This window comes from Paenibacillus sp. NRS-1760, from assembly GCF_050467785.1.
Classification (GTDB): Bacteria; Bacillota; Bacilli; order Paenibacillales; family Paenibacillaceae; genus Pristimantibacillus.
On record NZ_JBITPK010000014.1, the window covers coordinates 486,491 to 507,834 of the forward strand.

The 21,344-nt window shown below is 42.9% G+C and carries 14 protein-coding genes; 13 read left to right on the forward strand and 1 reads right to left on the reverse strand.

What is annotated here, in order from left to right:
• The first annotated feature begins 61 nt into the window (after nucleotides 1-61).
• The 6 genes from ACIFSR_RS21415 to ACIFSR_RS21440 all read left to right on the forward strand — a co-directional run bounded on the left by ACIFSR_RS21415 (nucleotide 62) and on the right by ACIFSR_RS21440 (nucleotide 6,792).
• Nucleotides 62-1,678, forward strand: a complete 1,617-nt coding sequence (locus tag ACIFSR_RS21415; RefSeq protein ID WP_430059813.1) for an ABC transporter substrate-binding protein — start codon at nucleotides 62-64, stop codon at nucleotides 1,676-1,678.
• Nucleotides 1,679-1,748: 70 nt separating this feature from the next.
• Nucleotides 1,749-3,812, forward strand: coding sequence for an alpha-galactosidase (locus ACIFSR_RS21420; RefSeq protein WP_430059815.1), 2,064 nt, complete (start codon nucleotides 1,749-1,751; stop codon nucleotides 3,810-3,812).
• A 152-nt stretch (nucleotides 3,813-3,964) separates the two neighbouring features.
• The gene (gene hflK / locus ACIFSR_RS21425) at nucleotides 3,965-5,032 is read left to right on the forward strand and encodes an FtsH protease activity modulator HflK (RefSeq protein WP_430059817.1); all 1,068 of its coding nucleotides are present in this window, start codon (nucleotides 3,965-3,967) and stop codon (nucleotides 5,030-5,032) included.
• Nucleotides 5,029-5,895: a protease modulator HflC gene (locus ACIFSR_RS21430; RefSeq protein WP_339204548.1), complete on the forward strand. Its 867-nt coding sequence runs from the start codon at nucleotides 5,029-5,031 to the stop codon at nucleotides 5,893-5,895. Before hflK ends, ACIFSR_RS21430 begins: the two co-directional genes overlap by 4 nt.
• Before the next feature lie 230 nt (nucleotides 5,896-6,125).
• On the forward strand, nucleotides 6,126-6,398 hold the full coding sequence (locus ACIFSR_RS21435) for a hypothetical protein (RefSeq protein WP_430059819.1): 273 nt from the start codon (nucleotides 6,126-6,128) through the stop codon (nucleotides 6,396-6,398).
• A gap of 220 nt (nucleotides 6,399-6,618) precedes the next feature.
• Nucleotides 6,619-6,792, forward strand: a complete 174-nt coding sequence (locus ACIFSR_RS21440) for a glycosyl hydrolase 53 family protein (protein ID WP_339204545.1) — start codon at nucleotides 6,619-6,621, stop codon at nucleotides 6,790-6,792.
• A 392-nt stretch (nucleotides 6,793-7,184) separates the two neighbouring features.
• On the opposite strand, the gene ACIFSR_RS21445 is transcribed toward ACIFSR_RS21440, so the two are convergent.
• Complete coding sequence (locus tag ACIFSR_RS21445; RefSeq protein ID WP_430059821.1) at nucleotides 7,185-10,664, reverse strand: Ig-like domain-containing protein; 3,480 nt, start codon at nucleotides 10,662-10,664, stop codon at nucleotides 7,185-7,187.
• Between the two features lie 245 nt (nucleotides 10,665-10,909).
• Here ACIFSR_RS21445 and ACIFSR_RS21450 point away from each other — a divergent pair, with 245 nt between their 5' ends.
• From ACIFSR_RS21450 to ACIFSR_RS21480, 7 genes are all read left to right on the forward strand, one after another.
• Nucleotides 10,910-11,761 carry an AraC family transcriptional regulator gene (locus ACIFSR_RS21450; RefSeq protein ID WP_339204543.1) on the forward strand — a complete coding sequence of 284 codons (852 nt, stop codon included), beginning with the start codon at nucleotides 10,910-10,912 and terminating at the stop codon, nucleotides 11,759-11,761.
• 829 nt (nucleotides 11,762-12,590) lie between these two features.
• A complete protein-coding gene (locus tag ACIFSR_RS21455) occupies nucleotides 12,591-13,001 on the forward strand; it encodes a carboxypeptidase-like regulatory domain-containing protein (RefSeq protein ID WP_430060420.1) in 411 nt (136 codons plus the stop codon).
• 378 nt (nucleotides 13,002-13,379) lie between these two features.
• Complete coding sequence (locus ACIFSR_RS21460; RefSeq protein WP_430059823.1) at nucleotides 13,380-15,095, forward strand: sensor histidine kinase; 1,716 nt, start codon at nucleotides 13,380-13,382, stop codon at nucleotides 15,093-15,095.
• 21 nt (nucleotides 15,096-15,116) lie between these two features.
• Nucleotides 15,117-16,757 (forward strand): response regulator transcription factor, encoded by a 1,641-nt coding sequence (locus tag ACIFSR_RS21465; protein WP_339204541.1) that lies wholly within the window; start codon nucleotides 15,117-15,119, stop codon nucleotides 16,755-16,757.
• Nucleotides 16,758-16,860: 103 nt separating this feature from the next.
• Entirely contained in the window at nucleotides 16,861-18,558 is a 1,698-nt protein-coding gene (locus ACIFSR_RS21470) for a sugar ABC transporter (RefSeq protein WP_430059825.1), read from the forward strand.
• A gap of 335 nt (nucleotides 18,559-18,893) precedes the next feature.
• Nucleotides 18,894-19,754: an ABC transporter permease gene (locus ACIFSR_RS21475; protein WP_430060423.1), complete on the forward strand. Its 861-nt coding sequence runs from the start codon at nucleotides 18,894-18,896 to the stop codon at nucleotides 19,752-19,754.
• Between the two features lie 82 nt (nucleotides 19,755-19,836).
• A complete protein-coding gene (locus tag ACIFSR_RS21480; RefSeq protein ID WP_076267451.1) occupies nucleotides 19,837-20,715 on the forward strand; it encodes a carbohydrate ABC transporter permease in 879 nt (292 codons plus the stop codon).
• Nucleotides 20,716-21,344 lie beyond the last annotated feature (629 nt).

The window sequence follows — 21,344 nt, forward strand, 5'->3', positions numbered from 1 at the left end:
CACGCTTAAATAGGGATAAAAATGTACTATAATAGAATCACTTAAGAGGGGGATTTATACTATGCGTACTAAAAAATGGATCGTATTATTTTTAAGCATGATCGTTGTCATTTCCGTATTATCAGCTTGCGGCTCCAATAATGCTAAAGAAAACGGCAACTCGAGTGCTGGCGAGAATAGCGCTGGAAATGACAAGTCTAACGAACCACTGACCATAACCTTTTTCGATAAAAATACGGGAGATAAATTCAGCAACGCGGTAGCGGCAGAAATTACGAAGCGGACAGGAATCACAGTAGAAATTCAGCAGCCAACCGGCAATCCAGCGGAGAAGCTGAATCTGATGCTTGCAAGTGATGATCTGCCGGATCTCATCATGTTCGAGAGAAGCAGTGATTTGGTTAACAAATACATTGAGTCGGGTGCTATCATTCCACTAAATGATTTGATTGAAAAAAACGGCCCGGATGTAGCAAAAATGTATGGCGATGTGCTTAACAAAACGCGCTATAAAGACGGTAAAAACTATTACCTTTCCAACTGGTATGGGTTTGAGAATGAGCCCGTATTTGGCTTCAATATGCGTAAAGATATTTTGAAGGAGCTGGCTCCTGATAAAGCAGAAGGCGGAGTGCCATTCACGGAAACTGAATTCAAGCAGCTATTGCTTGATTTTAAAGCGAAATATCCTACGATGGACGGTAAAGAAACAATCGCTCTATCGATGGATGGAGAAAACTTTGGCGGTACACTAGGGACTTTCAAAGGTATGTTCGGTATGCTGCCTTTCTACGATGAGAATGGTGAGCTGAAGTTTGATGTGAAAGACCCGCAATACCGCAAAATGATTTTGTACATGAATGATTTGTACAGCACGGGCCTGATCGATAAGGAATGGGCGATTAACAAAAAGCAAGCTTGGGAACAAAAATTGGCGACAGGTTCTGTATTTGCTTCAACAGGCGCGTATTGGGATGCTGGAGGAGCAAACACGATTCTGAAGAAGGATCGTGGTGAAGAATCACAGCTGTTCCCTTACAAAGTTGTAGCAGATGGTGTAGATCCTGCAAAAACGACATACGGTGGACGCAGCTCACTTGGCTGGGATGCGATTACGATTACGAAGAAAAATAAAAACCCGGAACGCACGATGAAGTTTATGAACTTCCTAGCGAGCGAAGAAGGACAATATTTGCTGATGTGGGGAATTGAAGGCCAGCACTGGGATATGAAGGATGGCAAGCATACGCCGCGTCCAGAAGTGCTGCAAAGCTTTAAAGACGATTGGAATGCCTATACAAAGGAATCTGGCATTCGCAAATGGACTTGGTTTATCAAAAACGGCAATGGTTCCGACGGCACACCTTATGACTTAGCGGGCCGCTTCGAACGTGGCGCTGTCGATAAGATGGCACTCAAAAACTTGTCTGACTCGGTGTATGACTCCGTACTCTTCGATGGTCTTGGACCTCAGGGAGGAACGCCTGAAGCACTGAATGAGCAGAAGGTTAATGATATTGTGAAGCAGGGGCTGACGAAAGCGATTATGGCGAAGTCTCCTGAAGAAGCAAACAGCATTTTTGATAAAATGCTTAGTGACATGAAGGCTGCTGGAGATGCAAAGGTTGAAGCTATTTATACAGCCAATTACAAAAATCGTGTTGAGCTTTGGAAATAAACATAATGCAAGCATGATGGAGGCCGGCGCTGCCGGCCTTCTTCCATTATAAAAGAGGAGCGGATGAGAGATGAAGATGGGACAATTCGAGCTGGAGCAGCGCATGGAGGAATATGTTGTTGATAACGGAGTCATTCAGGCAACCGTACATTTGACGGATGGGCATGTATCGCTGAAGTGGAGCAGCGGCGCGGCGCTGGTTGGCATTTATGCCGAAGCACGTTATGGTTTGGAACAGCTGCGCTCGACATTCTACAGCAAACATGTTGTTAATGAAACGTCTATCCACGCCATTGAGGATGGATTTGGCAAAGGGCTGCACTGGAGCTTTGAGCATGAAGAGCTTGGCAAGCCATTCATGCGTCAGCATTTCCGTATGTACGAGCAGCTGCCTTATTTGTTGATGGAGCTTGAAGTGGAAAGCGAGCTCGAATGGGAGACGAATGAAATTACGCCGCTAGCAGCATATTTAAATGATGGAAGTATTGCACAATTTGGGGCAGATGCAGGTGCCAGCGAGGAAATCAGGGCCTTATTCATTCCATTCGATAATGACAAATGGGTTCGTTTTGCCTCACATGCTATTCCTTGCAGCGTACACAGCTATGAGACAACCGCCATTTATCGTGCACAAAGCAGAAACGGATTTGTTATTGGATCAGTCACACATGATACTTGGAAAACAGGCGTAGTTGTGGAAGGGACGTTCCCTGAGGATCTGGGCAGGCTGCGCGTTTATGGCGGAGCCGCTGATATGCAGACGAGAGATACAGTTGCACACGGAACAATTCGCGGTAAAAGCATTGTTTCTCCGACGATTTTTGTCGGTGCGTTCTCGGATTACCGCGATGGGCTTGAAGTGTATGGCAAGGCGAATGCCGTATTGACACCAGCACTTCCTTGGGAAGGGGGCGTACCGATGGGCTGGAACAGCTGGTCAGCCGTCATGGGCAAGCTTGATTATGATGTGTATACGTATACATCTGATTTCTTCTCCAAACAATTGCAGCAAAACAGCTTTGCTGACGATCAGGGAAGCCTTTACGTCAACTTCGATTCCTTCTGGGACAATTTATCGGAAGAGCAGCTAAAGGACGCACTAAGACGGGTAAAGGCGAACGGTCAAAAGCCGGGCACTTATTATACGCCATTCGCTTTCTGGGGCAACGATCCGGATACGCCGGTTGAAGGAACAGATGGGGCAGTGCTTTACCGTGAGATTTTGATCAAGGATACAGCTGGACAGCCGCTGCCGAAGCTGGATGGCGCATTTGCAATAGATCCATCGCATCCAGTCGCGCTGGAGCGAATTAGAAAAAGGCTGGAGAGCTTTGTAGAGCAGGGCTTTGATTATGTTAAGCTGGATTTTCTGACGCATGGCGCAATGGAAGGCGTTTTCTATGATTCGAATATAAGAACAGGAATACAGGCGTACAACAAAGGTATGGCTTGTGTACGTGAGACACTGAATCCTGAGAAAATTGGCAGACCGTTCTTAATTAATCTGTCTATTGCTCCGTTATTTCCGCATGGCTATGCACACAGCCGCCGTGTATCCTGCGATGCATTCGGAACGATCAATGATACCGAATATATGCTTAACGCGTTAACGTATGGCTGGTGGATTAACGATAGCTTGTATCGTTTCAACGACCCCGATCATGTTGTCCTCTACAAAAGCGACAACCATCGTGCGATTAGCGAGCATGAAGGGAGAAGCCGTTTGAACAGTGCGGTAATTGCGGGCACCTCGCTTCTGCTCGGCGATGATTACCGAATGGAGGAGGCAGCGCGGCGGGCCAAGGAATGGATGACAAATCCAGAAATCATGGCGTTAGCTAAAAGAGGTGTAACCTTCCGTCCGGTTGAGTGCAGCAGCGGGAACAAAAGTGAAAATCTGTTCATGTTGCGAGCAGAGGAAGGGACTTACGTCGCTGCTTTTAATTTCGAAGTAGAGAAGGAAAGCTTGTTGCACGCATCATTTGCAAGAATGGGCATAGATTCCTCTAAGGGGATAGTCGTTCGGGATTTGTGGAGTGGACAGGAGGGGCAAGCCGTGACAGAGGGTGATGGACATCGCATTGAGCTGGCACCATCGGAGTCTAAGCTGCTGCTCTATGTACAGGCGCAATAGCGACTAAAATGGATTAATAGCAAGTAAAATGCAGGAAACGAGCTATTTAATACGAAAGCTAAGAAAAATATGACAAAATCGGTTACTTTTTCATCGTTTTCGCGTATTATCCCCTATAGCCATATAAAAGATACTTGGAAGGGGAGATTTCTTTGAGCTTTACAGATCAAAATCAGAACCTAGGCGAGAATCACAGTATGAGCGGTCGAAGGCCGCCAGAGCTAAAGCCAAGTACGGTTAAAAAAATCGTATTCGGTATCGTCGCCGCAGTTATTGTCATTTATTTAGGAACAACCTCCTTTTACACAGTACAGGAGCAGGAACGGGCAGCCATTTTAACCTTTGGCAAGTATTCGAATGAAACTTCAGCAGGTTTGCATTTTAAATGGCCTTATCCGATTCAAGATGTCAAAATTGTAAAAGCGGAGCTGACACAGCGGATTCATATCGGTTATCGACAAGTGGGCTCAGAAGCCATTCCAAATGATGAAGAAGCGATGATGATCACGGGTGATGAAAACATCGTTTCCGCGGATGCAGTTGTACAATGGAAGATAAGCAACATTCATGATTACTTATACAATATTTCCGATGCGGAGCAGTTTCTGCGAAATGCAGCAAGCTCCTCGATTCGTGCAGTAATCGGCTCGGAGAAGCTTGATTACGCCATTACTGACGGTAAGACAGTGATCCAAGACAAGGTTCGGGAGAAGCTGATTGAGCTGCAGTCCAAGTACAAAACCGGCATACAAATCATTGATATCAAGTTCCAGGATATCGAGCCGCCAAGCGGTCAAGTGGCTGAGGCCTTCCGTGAGGTAACGAATGCACGCGAGGAGAAAAATACCAAAATTAATAACGCTGCGAAGTATGAGAATGACCGTATTCCGAAAGCGCGCGGCGAGGCGCAAGCGCTTCTTGAAAATGCCGAAGGACAGAAGAAATCTCGGATTCTGAATGCCGAGGGTGACGTTGCCAAGTTTAATGCAATATTCGGCGAGTACAAAAAAAATCCGAATGTTACCCAAAGTCGTTTGGTGCTGGAGACGCTTGAAAAAATATTGCCGAACGCGAAAATCTTTATTACGAATTCGAACAGCGATACCGTAAATTATTTGCCACTAAATGAATTGCTGCGCAGCGGTAGCGGCAGCACGACGACTCCGCCGGCAACAACGCCGCCAGTCACAGAAGCTCCGCAAGGAGGTGACGCACAATGAAAAGAAACCAATGGTTAACAATTATAGTTGTACTGATTGTTGTCATATTGGGCTCAGGCTCGATGTATATCGTGAAGGAAGGCGAATATAAGGTTGTGCTTCGATTTGGTGAAGCGATGAGAGCTGTGCCAGAGCCGGGCCTTAAATTTAAGCTTCCGTTTATTGAGAACGTATCGACGCTGCCGAAATATCAAATGACATATGAAAGCACGCCGACGACGATTCTAACGAAGGATCAGAAGCCTATCGTAGTAGACAACTATACGGTATGGCGCATTACAAATGCATCACAGTTTTTAAGAACGGTGCAGTCGGTCAGCGGCGGTATACAGCGGATCGATGAGGCCGTGTACAACTCTGTTCGCCGTAAGCTCTCAGAGGTCAACTACGATAATATCATTAGTGAGAACACAGCGCGCGGCAATATAAACGATGAGATTACGAAGGATGTTGTGTCTGCGTTGACTCGTGATAATTATGGTATTGAAGTTATCGATGTTCGCATTAAACGTACCGATTTGCCGGAAGAAAACAAGCAAAGCGTTTACAACCGGATGATTTCAGATCGTCAATCGATCGCAGCACGCTACTTGTCCGAAGGTGATGAGGAGTCGCGAAAGATTACTTCCAAAGCGGATCGTACAGCTACGGAACTATTAGCGCAAGCGCAGGCTGATGCCAAAAAAATCGTCGCTGAAGGCGAGCGTGAAGCAGCCGTGATTTATAATAAAGCATACGGCAGCGACCCGCAGTTCTACAATTTCTATCGGACGTTGGAGAGCTATGCAACGACGTTGAAAAACGAGCCAGTTATTATGATGCCTATCGATTCACCTTATGCAAAAATACTATTAGGTCAATAGCAGTTATCCCCCTTCGCTGAAGCGAGGGGGGATTTTTTTGTTGGAAGATGCCGAATTGGCTATGAAACTTGCTTAAATATTGCATTTGTGTTGCTACTAAAAAGATTCATTTGCTTTAAAGTTATAGATGCACCTTCAGTAGAGCGATTAATTCTTTTAGAAAATGACAGCGCCTTATTTAGGCTGTACATGACACAAGGATCAATAACTGGAATGAAGGGGCGAAGATTTTGAGTAGAGTAAGATCGGGAAGATCGGAAGCGAAGGTTAATATTCCGGTCAGCTCATCCTCGTGGACAAAAATTAGCATGCGTGTCGTTATTGAAAACAATCAGGTAACGATCGGTTTCTACGCAGATCGAGCGGCAGACAAATGGCTCGGCATCGATCTGATTACACTTGTTAAAGAGGAGTTAGTTGAGCTGCAGCCTGTTGGAGTAGCGATTGGCAATTGGAGCATACAAACAGAAGGGCCAACACTGGAGATCGGCTCTTGCCTCTGAGCGAGATTATAAGGTAACAAGCTCACAGACGATTTCTGGACTAGAGAACGGTTATTACACGTTAACAGTATGGTCGCAAAAAAAGCGGCGGTCAGCGTGCCAATTATATTTTTGGCCCGTTATATGGGTTCCTCAGAGGCAAGGGCGACGACGTCTCAGAGCTTACTTATGTTGAATCGCAAGGCACGGCGACGGGAGTTATTATCGCCCAGCAGGCATTATGGATCAATCGGACATATTGAAGCTTGCGAAGCGCACTAGAACTGCAGGTCTGCAAATTCAATTGTCCTTCCACTATAGCGATTACTGGACGAATGGCGCTAAGCTTTGGATGATACAAAAGTATATTTATACCTTGTACATAGAGAAGGAACATCAGATATTCCTGATATAAAGCAACGAAAATGTGATGAAGAAATAATGAGAATCTTATTTGATTTGTAACATTCTGTTACATCGATATATACTTGGTTATGCAAGGACCGTTGTCTTTACGGTCTATTTTTTTCACTTCATAGAACCTGTATTCTGTGAAGTAAAGTTATTTGAAATTTGCTTCACACATGGCGCTCATTTTCGCCCATAGTAGTTTGCTTTGGCAGCTTTTGATCATCTGCTGGATCAATGAATAATACAGAAAAAAAGAGCCACTCAATATTAAAGTGACTCAGTTAATCTTATTCACTAAAAGTAAGCTTTAATGCTTCCCATCGACCATTTTTTGAGAAATTATTTATCAGTATGATTTCGATTCGAAGTAATCATCGTAGCTTTCCTTGCCTTTCGTTAATTTGTGCTTACCTCGACAGGATCTGAATTTAATCTCGAACCCACTGCTTTAATGATAAAATCGTATTTCGTAGTCGAATTCACGTTGTTTACAGTAAAACTGTACTGCGTTCTACCTGCTATTACCGGGATATACTCACTCCAGTGTTTGGACGCCTTGTCATTTTTTTCATAGATTCTAAAACCTCTAACAGGTTCTGTACTTCCTACAGGAGGGCTCCATGAAATAACGGCGTTAGTATCATTTCGTACAACACTAGCATTCGTAACGACCGTTGGCTTAACATCTGTTCTTCTAATCCCATAATTATCATATGCCTTTACGCCATTATTGCCCGATCCTTCATCTGCTACTGCTGCTGTATAAGCTGTAAATTTAAGCACTTGATCGGATACATAAACATCGGTGAACATTTTTTTGTTAGGTTGTAAATTTTTGGCTGCGAAATAATCATTATAACCTGGATACTTCGTGTAAAATTTATTTCCAAATGCATTCGACATCAGATAGATTGTGCCTTTAGGATTAATTGCATTTCCTTCACTATCTTTTGTAATTTGTGATGGTGGAACAACTAGATCATTATACATTTGGAAAGATCTCATATACATATGATCGTGAGCTTCAAACACCATATCAATTCCCATCTCATCAAAGGCAGGTACAAGATGTTTCTTGTAAAATTGAACCCTTTCGTCTTCATATTGTCCAGAATTATCTCCTGCTCCATAAGGACCTTTGTGGAATGTAACGAATTTCCACTTCTTATCACTTTTTGCAACGACATTTTTCATCCATTTCACTTGATCCAAATATTGTTGATCTACCCACTTCACTGTTCCGTTACTGTTAAGTCCTCCTTCATATTGTGAATTAAATATGATATATAGTGCATCTCCATATTCAAAAGAGTAAACAGAACCATCGTCAGTACCAGTAATAACCTGTTTAGGTAAGTTAAAATGATTATAGAAGTTATTGTTTGGTGTGGTCTCATCTCCAGTATAATCCTCGACTTCATGGCCTCCGAGCACTGGAACTATTGGCACAGTTGTAAGTTCATTCTGTGCTAGACCGAGCATCCATTGCCATTGCTCCTCCAAATCCCCATTGTCTACCAAATCACCTGCGTTAATAATAAATTTAGGATCGCCTATTTGTAATTTCGCTTTCTTGAAAGTATCTGCCCATGGTTCAAAACCGGATCGACTAGAGGCTTGAGAATCTGAGCCTGCTATGAAATGATAGGGTTGATTTGCTAAAGTATCAGTTGTGAATGAGCCGATCTGACTCCAGCTGTTCGAAGATCCATTACCTACACGATATTTGTAAGCAGTTCCTGGGGTTAAGTTGTTTGCGATAGCTTTATGAGCGTAATAATTTGTTTTCTTCTTTGTAGTTCTGTCTGCTTTGATCACATAAGTTTCAATTTTCTCCGAGTTTCCTTGATAAGTAGTTGCACCAACCTCTGGGAACACACCGCCCTGTACTGCAGAAGCTGGCACCACTTGAACGACCGTGTCCGTCATTACATCCGTATACCAGGCAAGTGCAACACTTGTTTTCGGATCTCCATTAAATGTCATATTGATTAACTTCGGAATAACTGGTGTAGTAGTCGAACTCTGAACGGTAAAACTCCAAGATACATCTCGAATCAGAGGTAAATTATCTTGTCCTTTGATAAGTTCTTTAGGTACTGATACTGTATATGTCTTACCACTTGCAAAGTTGGGATGATTCATTTTTAGAGTGTTGTTATTTGTGATTTCAAAAGTTACGTTGCTTAATGGGATGCTGCTACTGTCTTTAATTATTGCCGAGTACCCTTGAACAAGGCTAATTGGTTTATTGAATTTTACAGTAACTGGACTACCAATTGGGACATTTACTGCACCGTTTACAGGTTGGACAACTTCATCTATGGTTGGAGTCCCTGGATTAGTTCCTGAGATTAGACTCCCCTTTACGCGAATATCTTTAATTCTGCTGGAACCAAAGCTGCCTATAGAACCCACTTCACCTTTGGTATTTACATTTGAACTTACTAACCAACGAATGTACAACATATTCTGATTTGCTGCATTTGGAATCGGAACGTTTAATAGTTTGCATGTATTACCGCCACAATCAAAACTTGAGATTACCATCTTTAGATTTGCATTTGGTACATCCTGCCATGTCTGATTGTTTGTACTCGTCTGGACTTTGAAATCGCGTGGTCCCGTTCCTGAAGAGTTTTGTATGGATGATAAAGTGATGTTCTCATAACCCAATGTAGAAACGGCTGCAAGCCAATATTTACTTCCACTGCCGTTCCAGCCTTGATAGCTGACCGCTTTATTGACACTATCGTATGCTTCAAATACGCCACCTATGTTTGTAAATGTGGATGTTGATTTGTTTAGACCACTCGTAGCTGGAAAACTACCGTTGGTCCCTCCGTTTGCAAATATCCATTCTGCTAGAGCAATTGGCTCATTGGTAGCATTATTTCTAATTGAAAAGTTCCACGTAATGTTGGATGTAAGGGCTACACCATCAACGCCTTTCACAAGTTCCTTAGGAACCGTTACGGTATAGGTCATTCCATTCACAAAATTAGGATGATTAATGATCAAAGTATCATTAGTCACAGCTGTCGTTAGGCCATTTAATGCCGTTCCTTGGTTATCGATAATTGTTGGGTTATATCCTGTGTTGAGGCTAATGCCTTTGTTAAATTTAATTGAGACGAGCGCATCTTCTGTTTGACCGCTAGCGTTTTCTACAGGTGTTCTGTTTACATCGTTTGTTGGTGTTTCAGTACCGACATCGATCCGAGTACCTTTAACAATTACACCTTTTAGTAAGCTTGAACCGAAAGCACCAACAGCTGGATTACTTGGGTTCGTGGCTTGAGTAGAAGTAACCAGCCAGCGGATATATAATAAATTCTGATTGCTTGCCTGAAAAGGTGTATCCTGTAGTTTACATGTTGTACAGTTAAAACTGCTCGTTATTAAAGTTAGCCCACCACCTGTTACATCCGTCCATGATTGTTTATCCGTACTCATTTGAACTTTAAAATCACGAGGGCCTGACCCTGATGACGTTTGCTCAGAGGATAAAGTAATGTTCTCATAATCTTTCGTAGATAGTGTAGCTAACCAATATTTCGTGTTTGCACCATTGTTCCAGCCTTGATATTTAATACTATTGTCCGTTGATACAAGTGCCTCGAAGGTTGGACCTCCAATTGCCTGAATGGTAGAGACTTGTTGTTTCACACCAGACGATGCTGGTATTATCCCTTGTGATCCCGCGCTGGTAAAGTTCCACTCCGCAATGACTTCAGGAAGCGATGATATTCCCATCTCAACTGGTTGTTCATATGCGACTGCAGCTCCTATTGCATGGAATGGCATCAAAACAAGAACAAGTAGAACGGATAGGACGTAATGTAATCTCCTTTTCAAAAAAATTTTAATTTTCATCCGTATTACCTCTTTTCCATTTTTATTTGAAAGTCTCATTTGCAATATATCGCAGTATAGAACATACAATCTCTTCCTATTTTCCGTAAAAAGTTAATTTTCTACGTATACTGCTATTTTCTTTGCACAACCTTTTTTGAAATGAGAAAGATGTTATACTATGAACAGTAGATCTAAATGTAATGTTTTCAAAACTTGATTTCCCCTCGAATATTACTCTCAACTGAAAAAGGGAGTGGTTGTCTATGGCAATCAATTTTTATGAATCTCTACCGTTTTACATTAGCCGTGAGAAGAAAACTCACTCCAGCATATCCTCTGCTCATTATCACGATGCCTATGAAATTATCTATTTAATCTCAGGTCAAATTTACTATTATATCGAAAATAGAACCTACCAAATTGTGAGTGGAGTTTTATTGTTTATCAACATGAATGACTTACACAAGCTGGTTAATTTAAATGGTGCTGCCTTCGAAAGAGTAACTTTAGTTTTTAAAAAAGACTTTCTTAGTACCTTTATTATTGAAAACGAAGGATGCAATCTTTTCTCCTATTTTCATTCCCATTCCAATGCAATTAAACTAGGGGGATATGACCAAAGCTTTATTGAAAATCATTTTAATAAAATGATTCAGGAAGATAAGAATAAATTACCTGGTTATGATTATTACCAAAAAATCTTATTGACGGAACTTCTACTGTTTCTCAAACGAAAAGTAGATATGGGTTTAAACGACTACCAGATTGAGTCGAATCGAGCAAATAACAAAATTTATCGGATTTTGGAGTTTATTAATCTTAACTATGATAAGCGTTTATCATTAGTTGATTTGTCTCAAAGCTTTTGTATAAGTTCTTCTCATTTAAGTCGAACGTTTAAGAAAGTTACTGGATTTACATGTATTGAGTACTTAAATAACATTCGCATGAAAGAAGCTCGTTCTCTTCTACAGGAATCCAAATTATCTGTATTAGACATAGCTACTCGTGTAGGATTTGAAAACTTGACTCATTTTGGACGGATATTTAAATGTACGGTTGGAATCTCACCACTTCAATATCGAAAATTGAGCCGAACCAGTGAGAAAACTTAATCACACAAAAAAAACAGCTGTGATTACAGCTGGCGTGGAGTCAAAATTCTATTCTTTAAATTGAGCTGGAACTGAACGGTTACATCATTCTCCGTATCAAGTACGATGGTATGTGGATTTTTCATATTGAAATCATTCAAGGTCACTACCGTTTTACCTTCTAATTTAAGTGATCGCTATATAATGCTTCTGTTTCAAAAGTCACGACTTCGATATTCCTCGTAAAGTAATTGATCCATTCATCGTATAGGTTGCTTTCGTTCCTTCTTTTCATTCCATAGGAAAATTCTCGAAGGATTTGACCGTGAAAGTCGCTTCAGGGTTTGCTGCAACATTCAAATAATCTGATCTTTTGTATGTCCGTCTTGTTGTGAATTTCCGGATTGAATGGCATTAATATCGACTATACCTTGACCGCTCATTTTCACTTTATCAGCCAAATCAATATTTCAGTTACCTTTGACTGTCGCTCCTTCAAAATTAACGGTAGATCCTTCAGTATTCAGCTTGTATGCATCATGAGCAGGCAATACTTTACCCTCAAAATCAAACAATGTCGTATTCGATACCACATTCAGGTCTTTTCAAAATATGAATGAACTATCTGAGAAGGAACGTAAGCGTCTCGACCAAATGCGTGCGGTTAACTGAACGATAATGGACCATATTCAGCAGATACGAGCTCACCTCAGAGCATGGAGAGCTTACTATTGGCTTCTACGCTGATGCCTATACTGTAAACTGGGCATTAATTGATGCTGTTGCCTTAGGATTCCTAGGTGAAGGAACCGGAGCGAAGCGGTGAGGTAAAAGGCGAAGGGGCAATAAGCTGGCGAATGCTGTCGTAAGAACCGTAGTTAACGGAGTGAAATATGCGGCAGTGACCAATGCATCAGGTGAATTCACTTTATCAGATATGCCGCAAGGAACAGGTTATGCGATTGAAGCGAGCAAAGCAGGTTATCAATCAAATACAGCAGCTGGGATCGTTGTGACCGATAAACAGACTACATCGGGAGTGACGATAGTTCTGGCAGAAGAGGTTGAGCCAGAGCCAACACCAACGACGCCGGCTCCGCCAGTGACGCCACAACCTACGCCAACAACGCAGGTTGTAAAGGTGGATTTGAAGCAGGGAGCGATGAACGATAAAGATCACACGATCACGGTTAACGCGCTGCCGACAGCGGGAGCTACTGGTATTGTAGCCAATATTGAAGCAAACAGATTGCCGATCTAGCCAAAGAGGACCTGCAATCCATTATCTTCAATACGGGTATTACAACGATTTCGCTAGCACCTAATCTATTTAAGGAGTATATAAGCCCAGCATAAACACGACGCTGTTTGATTTTGAAGGAAACGCGCTGCCCTCCATGTTTGCGTACAAATATAACAATTAACGTAAACGAAAGAACTGGGATGTCGGAGTAAAAACCGATAATCCGGTTCTTTTTTTGAAAGAATAGAAATGTTGTGCAATAAAGTGGTTGTAAAAACATAACATACATTTCGATTTTACGGGTTGAATTGAATGGAATGTCCACGTATGGTGAAGAGGAAGAAAATGATTTTTAAGCAGCAGCCCAAATGACATCCAGCAGAGGTGCAAAGCAATATGCCTAAAATTAATTTATTTACTAAAATCGTCGCTTTAATCATTATTATGCTGGTTCCGATTATGCTGCTCTATTTCTACTCTAATAAGACCAGCACCGACATTCTTGGCGAGGAGCTTAACAAGTCGAACACGAATCAGCTCCTATTCTTTCAGAATCAAGTCAATACAAGCATCGATTCGATGGCCCTTTGGCCTGATTTATTGATACAGGACCCAGATATTTCGTCGCTTCGCGATATTTTTACGGAAATGCCGGAGCTGAGTCTGGGCATGATTACTTTGATCAAACGAATTCAAACGAAGCTGGCCATTCAGCAAAATTCATCGAAATGGCGAAGCAGCCTTCATATCTATTCACCGATTCTCCATAGAGATATTTCGGATAATGACGTTGTGCTTTATGATGACGCCGATTTGAAAAAAAGATTAAAGCCTGGCTGGCAAGTGAAGGCCGCTGAAAATAATGAATTTGTTTTCTCGCGTTATGCGGTAACACCGTATTCCAGTTACTTGGACCCAAGCAGCTCGAACCTGGTCATTGAGGTGCAGTTCGACAGCTCGAACATTAAAGATATGCTGGACAAGTTCAAGAGCGATGGCCGCCGAGAGCCATTTTATTATTTGGAAGGCGTCGGCGTTATTTATAATCGCTCGGCAGATAAGGAACTGACGAACAACGTGATCCATTTGTTGAAGCAAAAGCCGCTTCAGGACTTGGAAAGCCGTACGATTGATTTGGGCGGGGAAAAATATTTGGTCAATATCGTGAAGTCAGAAACGATTGGTTGGCATTTGATCGATTATATTCCGATTTCCGAAATCATTCGGCCTATTCAAAAAACTAATCAATTATTTTATGTATCTTTGGCAGGCTTATTGCTGTTATGCTGCATCGCTGCTTATCTTTTATATGCGCAGGTACAGGTTCCTATTAAGCATCTCATCGTTGGGTTTCAGAAGCTGAAAAATGGTGATTATTCGGTTCGAATGAAGCCGCGCGGCAGGAGCGAGTTTGGTTTTCTTTATACGCGCTTCAACTTAATGGTCGCTCAAATTCAAGAGCTGTTCGAAACGGTATATTTGGAAAAAATTCATGTGCGGGAAGCACGTTTAAAACAGCTGCAATCACAAATTAATCCGCATTTCTTCTATAATTGCTTCTCGTTCATCTCGAGTATGGCCAAGCTTGAAAAGAATGAAGCAGTCGTTGCCATGTCGCATCATTTGTCCAACTATTACCGTTATACGACAAGGCAGGAACGCGATCTTGTTGCGATGTCAGAGGAAATTAATTTTGTGACCAGCTATTTGGAAATTCAAAAAATGCGCATGCCGCGACTGCAGTTTTCGATCAGCTTGCCTGCGGATATGCGCCATCTTGAAATACCGCCGCTGATGCTGCAGCCGCTCGTTGAGAATGCAGTTATTCATGGTATTGAGGCATGGACGGATGCATCTATTATTCAAATAACGGGAGAGTGGCATGAAGAAGGAGCACGGCTTGTCGTAGAGGATGACGGCAAGGGGATGAGCATGGAGGATATTCTTATTCTTCAGCACAAAATGCAAAATCAAATGGATGAGCAAATGGGCTGCGGGCTATGGAATGTTCATCAGCGCATGCACTTAAGATTTCGCGGATCAGCAGGAGTCAGCTTCTCATCCTCAAATCTTGGAGGTCTAAAAGTCACGATTACTTGGTCACCAAGCTAGATAAAAAAAAGGGGTTTTCAAATGATTGAAATTTTATTGATTGATGATGAGTCGTATGTTACAGGAAGCTTGGAGAAGACCATTCCCTGGCTTTCGATTGGCGTGAAAAGCGTGTATCAAGCGACATCTGCCTTTGAAGCGTTGGAGCTTCTTGAAGAAAACTCGATAGATATTGTCGTTACCGATATTGCGATGCCGGAAATGAATGGGCTTGAGCTTGTTCAAGAGATCAGCCAGCGCTGGCCTAATATCAAATGCATTTTGCTTACAGGGCATTCTGATTTTCAATACGCCAAAAAGGCCGTTCAGCTTCAAGCATTTGATTATATATTAAAGCCGGTAAATGACGATGAATTTGTGAAAACGATATCGGGAGCAATCGAAGCGCTAAAGGATGAATGGGAACAGGCTGAGAAATATCAGCAGCTGCTGTATGATCGCAAATCTGATTTCAAGGTGCTGCGCGCCAATTTTATGGTCGACTTGGTATTAGGCAGACAGCTTTCGCCAAAGACGATTAAAGAGAAGCTGACGCAATACGAAATTTCTCTTGAGATAGAACGTCCAACCGTCATGATGCTCGTCCAACTGGGCAAACAATTTTCGCATCTGGATTATAGCTCTTCCTCACTTATGGAGTTTGCCGTAGGGAATATAGCGGAGGAGTCGTTTGCTCAGCATTTCCATGTATGGCATTGCAAAGCGCCACATGAATATTTGCTTATTATGGCGCAGCCTAAAACGGAAGCAGGCGAGAAGTCAGAATATAGTGTGGAAAGCCGCAATTTACGTAAAACGATACTTGCCGAAGCAACCAAGAAGCTTCGTACAAATGTGAGCAACTATCTCAAAGGAGATATCTCCATTGTCGTTACGGATTGGTTCGAGTTTCCAAGTGCGATTACGACTGCGTATCGTTCAGGTCTAGGGGCGATGTTCATGATTGCAAATGAAGAACAGCACTCTATTCATTATTTGGAGGATCGCTCGGGCAAGGACAACACTTTTGTTAAATCGATGGAAAGCTTATATAAGCCGCCTACGATGATAACCTTGCTGGAGTCGAAGCGCTGGGATGCGGTAGAGCAGAAAATTAAAGATGTTTTTGCCGATTTGAAAAATACAAGATTCTCAAGAGAGCATCTATACGAGGTATACTTAGCGCTTACCAATGCTTTTATGTATATTACGCATAGACAGGGCCAATACGTATCCCAAATCAATGAGCTGGGTATTGATTTTATTTTGGATCAAACGGTTGTACTATCGCCTGATCGGCTGGAAGATTGGTCAATTGGTGTATTGCATAAGCTGCAAAGCGTGCTCTCAGTGAAAGAGGAGAGCTCCAAAAGCTTTATCGTTAAGCAGGTGCAGGAAATTGTTGCGAACAACCTTAGCTTAGATACGACTGTAAAAACGATTGCTGATCGCGTGTTTCTTCATCCGGTCTATCTCTCGAAAGTATTTAAAGCGGAAACGGGAGAAAGCTTAAGTGAATGGATCATCGGAATGAAGATGGAGCGGGCGCTTTATTTGCTGAAAAATACGAACAAAAAAATATATGAAATAACGAGTGAGCTTGGTTATCAGAATCCGCAATATTTTAGCAAAACGTTCAAAAAATATTATGGTATGACACCTCAGGAGTTTCGCGAACAGTAAAGTGGTTGTAAAAGGTGCTGATATGTTCGCTTTGTGTCATAGGCTGAAATTGCCCCTAAGCCTATAATTAAGCATGTAGAACATAATCATGAGGGGGATTACAATGAATATGAAAACAAAGAAACGGTTCACGTTCATGCTTTGTATGCTTCTAATCGTATCAGCCATCATTGGCTGCTCGAACAGCGGCAACAAGGCAGAGCCGTCAAATAAGCCAAGCGACAACACTACCGCGGGCAATGAGGAAAACCCTTACAAAGAGAAATACGATCCGCCGGTTACGATTTCCACTGTATGGGGAGTCGACCCTGCGCTAACCTTCCGTGAGGGAGAAACGATTGAAAACAACGTGGCAACAAAATGGGCGCTCGATACGCTTGGTATTAAAGTAGATTCCCTTTGGTCTGTGACAGATACAAATGGAGCATTTGCAACAAAAATGCGCCTTGCGATGTCTTCAGGGCAAAAAATGCCGGATGTTGCTGTCGTTGGCGACAAGCTGCTGGCACAAGATCTAATTGACTCCGGCATGTTCCAAGACGCAGGCGAGCTGTTCGATAAATATGCCGGCGAGAAATGGAAAGCGGCAATGAATCTTGATACCAGCGTATGGAATGCTTACATGCGTGATGGAAAACGAATCGGTATCCCTTTACTTGATTATGCTTACAACAACGACTATGTGCTCTGGATTCGTCAAGACTGGATGGATAAGCTTAATTTGAAAGCTCCAAAAACGATTGCTGAGCTGGAAACGGTAATGGAAGCTTTTAAAAACAATAATCCACAAGGATTGTCGCCAGAAAAAGTTGTTCCACTAAGCGTTGGCTTTAAAACGTCGATGAACACTTGGATGGGTGATCCATCATGGGTATTTGGCGCATATGGCACACTTCCTGCACAATGGAATGTGGCAGCGGATGGAACTTTGGAATACGGTTCTACGAACGCAGGAATGAAGCAAGGCCTAATTAAGCTTAAAGAATGGCGCGACAAAGGTTATATTCCGAAAGAAGCAGCACTGTGGGATGAGAATAAAACGTCTGAACCAGCTGTAGCTGGAACAGCAGGCATTATCCCTGGACCTTACTGGATGAGCGGCTGGCCGCTGCTGGATACAGCAAAAAATGCTGAAGGCGCAGTATGGAAGCCTTATGCGATTCCAACTGGTGAAGACGGTAAAGCAATGCGTCACGGCACTTCCTTTGTAAATGGCGTTATTCTGATCAATAAAGATATGAAAAATCCAGAAGCTTTCTTCACTTACGAGAACTATCTATTCGACAACCTAGCTGACCCGCAAGAAGGAAGCCCGTTCGAGCTAGGCGCTTTTGAAGGTTATGATTACGCTCTTGATGCTAGCGGCAAACCGCTGTACTTGGATGATGTTCCAGGCGGTGCCATTACGGCTCCACTACGTTATTTCATTGTACGCGACGGTGCGCGTATGCCTGATGCACAGTTTAAAGCATTGCTTAACCTAGCTGAAGGTAAAGAAGCAAAAACTTATCGCGAGAAGGAAGTTGTTGCACAGTACGGACCGGAAACGGCACTTGCGGCAACTGTCGTTATGGAGCAAGATGCGATTTCCAAGAAAGATATGTTTGTAGGACCTCCTACCAAAACAATGAAATCACGCATGGACTATTTGAAAAAAATTGAAGCTCAAACGTTTAACGAAATCATTTATGGCGCTAAACCGGCTGAAGCTTTCGATGAATTCGTGAAAAGCTGGAAGTCATCCGGCGGCGACGATATGACGAAAGAAGTTAATGAGTGGTATGCTAGTTTAACGAAATAAGCTTGACGAAATGCGGTCCCTGAGGGGCCGCATTTTTTTGTGTTATGCAGCAAGCTAAATTCACATGTTGGATCGCAAAAGTGGTTGCATTTGTGCCATGAATGTTGGGTTTGTTAGCTACTTCAATTTTTCCGTCGCTGATATAATTTTTATATAAGGAACGCGATGCATACGTGCCGTGAAAGGCTGATTGCGTTCTGCATTTCATCCAGCGGGAGGAACAAAACATGTCTCAGCAGCAAACAATTCAACAAGATGACATTTCGGTATCTGTTGTCAAATCAAAAGGAAAACCGCTGTTTTATTACCTCATAAAGCAATGGCCATTCCATCTTATGGTGCTTCCATCCCTCGTCTTTCTAATCATCTTCGCATACTTGCCAATGGGTGGACTTGTAATGGCTTTTCAGGATTATAAACCATGGCTAGGCCTGACAGGCTCGGAATGGGTTGGACTGGATCAGTTCCGCTATTTGTTCGAGAGGCAAGACAGCTTGCAGGTGATCTGGAACACGCTAATCATCGCTATTTTCAAAATGGTACTGAATCTATTTGCTCCATTCGTATTCGCTATTCTTTTAAATGAAATTAGAAAACAGCTTGTCAAACGTTTTGTACAGACGTTAGTCTATCTGCCGCATTTTTTATCTTGGGTTATCTTGGGCGGTATTCTTACAGATCTTCTATCGACGGAAGGCGGGCTGGTGAACCGTCTCCTAATAGGAATATTCGGAATTGAGCCGATCTTCTTCCTAGGCGATGGCGACTGGTTCCGCTTCACCGTTATCCTCTCTGATGTGTGGAAAGAGTTTGGTTTTGGTACCGTTGTATTCCTTGCAGCGCTTGCCAACGTAAACCCATCGCTTTATGAGGCGGCAGAGGTGGATGGCGCAAGCCGCTGGAAGCAGACGCTTCATATTACGGTTCCGTCGATGATTCCGATTGCTATTGTAGTCGGTACACTGGCGCTCGGAAACGTGCTGAATGCGGGCTTCGATCAAATTTTCAACCTTTATAATTCCTTGGTTTACGCGAAGGGCGATATTATTGATACGTTTGTATACCGCACAGCTATTTTAAGCGGCGAAATGGGCTTTGGTACGGCAATCGGATTGTTTAAATCGGTGATCAGCTTTGTCTTAGTCGTTATCTCCTATCGCCTTGCTTACAAACTAGCCAATTACAGAATTTTTTAAAAAATATAAGCAAGATCGCGAAACGAGTTAGCCGTCTGAGGACGCGATGGCCGTTTACGCTAGCCAAAGGAGGACCTGCCGAATGTATCATAAATCACCATCCTATCGCGTTTTCAACACGTTTAATACGATCCTATTGATCGTTCTTGCCCTGCTATGTGTGATTCCGCTGCTACATGTGCTTGCCGTTTCGCTAAGTGCAAAGGCGGCAGCGGATGCCAATATCGTCGGTCTATGGCCGGTCGATTTTACGTTGGATGCTTACCGAAAAACGACAAGCAATCCAATCTTTCTAAACTCGATGTGGATCGCCGTTCAGAGGACGGTAATCGGTACGCTGTTGACTTTATTGTTAGCTTTCTTGGCTGCTTATCCGCTATCCAAAGAAAACACCGCATTCCGCGGGAGAAATATTTATGCATGGCTGTTCGTATTCACGATGCTCTTTAATGGGGGACTTGTCCCGTTTTATATGGTCATTCAAAAGATTGGCCTTATGGACAACTTTTGGGTGCTCGTGCTTCCAGGAGCGGTTAATGTCTTCTTAACCATCCTCATGCTCAACTTTTTCCGCGGAGTACCCAAGGAGCTGGAGGAAGCAGCGCTTATTGATGGAGCAGGACATTTCCGTACATTGTTCAGCATCTATCTACCCGTTTCTTTACCGGCCATTGCAACGCTCGCTTTGTTCAGCATGGTCTTTCATTGGAATTCATGGTTTGACGGCTTGCTTTATATCGGAGATCCAAAGCGTTATCCGCTGGCCACATTCCTTCAAACGGTCATCATCCAGCGCGATATGAGCTCGATGAGCATGAACCCAGCTGATTTAGCGCTAATCTCACAAAAAACAGTAAAATCAGCCCAAATCTTCATCGGCGCTCTCCCGATACTTATCGTATATCCATTCCTCCAAAAGTTTTTTGTTAAAGGCCTGGTAATGGGTTCGGTCAAAGAGTAATCGAGTAAACGCAGCACTCACTCATATCCAACGAATAAACAGGGGCTGTTCCAAACGTAGATTTATCTACGCTAGGAACAGCCCCTTCTGTATTTCTGTGTTTTATGGATGAAGTTTAGGCAGAGCGACGCGATTGCCAACTCTAACGAACCCAGCAGCTCTTATTGAAACGTTTCGTACTCGATTAACAATCTAACGAACCCCAGAATCGTTATTTCGGGAAAAGCAACACATATCACCCCAAATAACATGAGATAACGTCACTAGGATTCGTTAGAACTTTAGCAAAGTAGTTTTCAGCAAAATAAGCATCATACAGTTCCTTATAGAAGTAATCAGCGAATTATGCACCCAAAGTAAAGCGTGTCCCAAAGGGACGAAAGCATTCCAACACAAATGGATCAAACGAGCGCATGGTTAGCATTAACGTTAGTCCAATCGCGGGTGTCCAGAGGGCGCAGCCCTTGGGGCCCTCCCTTGGAAGGGAGGGTTTGGGTGGGTTCGAAACGCCCTTGAAGGTTGGTTAACAAGTAATCAGCGGGTTTAGCACCCAAAGTAAAGCGTGTCCCAAAGGGACGAAAGCGTTCCAACGCAAACGCAGCAAAAGAGCGCATGGTTAGCATTAACGT

Coding starts and splice junctions, on each gene's coding strand:
- ACIFSR_RS21415 (WP_430059813.1), top strand. CDS start 62: ATGCGTACTAAAAAATGGATCGTATTATTTTTAAGCATGATCGTTGTC.
- ACIFSR_RS21420 (WP_430059815.1), top strand. CDS start 1,749: ATGAAGATGGGACAATTCGAGCTGGAGCAGCGCATGGAGGAATATGTT.
- ACIFSR_RS21430 (WP_339204548.1), top strand. CDS start 5,029: ATGAAAAGAAACCAATGGTTAACAATTATAGTTGTACTGATTGTTGTC.
- ACIFSR_RS21440 (WP_339204545.1), top strand. CDS start 6,619: ATGGATCAATCGGACATATTGAAGCTTGCGAAGCGCACTAGAACTGCA.
- ACIFSR_RS21445 (WP_430059821.1), bottom strand. CDS start 10,664: ATGAAAATTAAAATTTTTTTGAAAAGGAGATTACATTACGTCCTATCC.
- ACIFSR_RS21450 (WP_339204543.1), top strand. CDS start 10,910: ATGGCAATCAATTTTTATGAATCTCTACCGTTTTACATTAGCCGTGAG.
- ACIFSR_RS21460 (WP_430059823.1), top strand. CDS start 13,380: ATGCCTAAAATTAATTTATTTACTAAAATCGTCGCTTTAATCATTATT.
- ACIFSR_RS21465 (WP_339204541.1), top strand. CDS start 15,117: ATGATTGAAATTTTATTGATTGATGATGAGTCGTATGTTACAGGAAGC.
- ACIFSR_RS21470 (WP_430059825.1), top strand. CDS start 16,861: ATGAATATGAAAACAAAGAAACGGTTCACGTTCATGCTTTGTATGCTT.
- ACIFSR_RS21475 (WP_430060423.1), top strand. CDS start 18,894: ATGGTGCTTCCATCCCTCGTCTTTCTAATCATCTTCGCATACTTGCCA.
- ACIFSR_RS21480 (WP_076267451.1), top strand. CDS start 19,837: ATGTATCATAAATCACCATCCTATCGCGTTTTCAACACGTTTAATACG.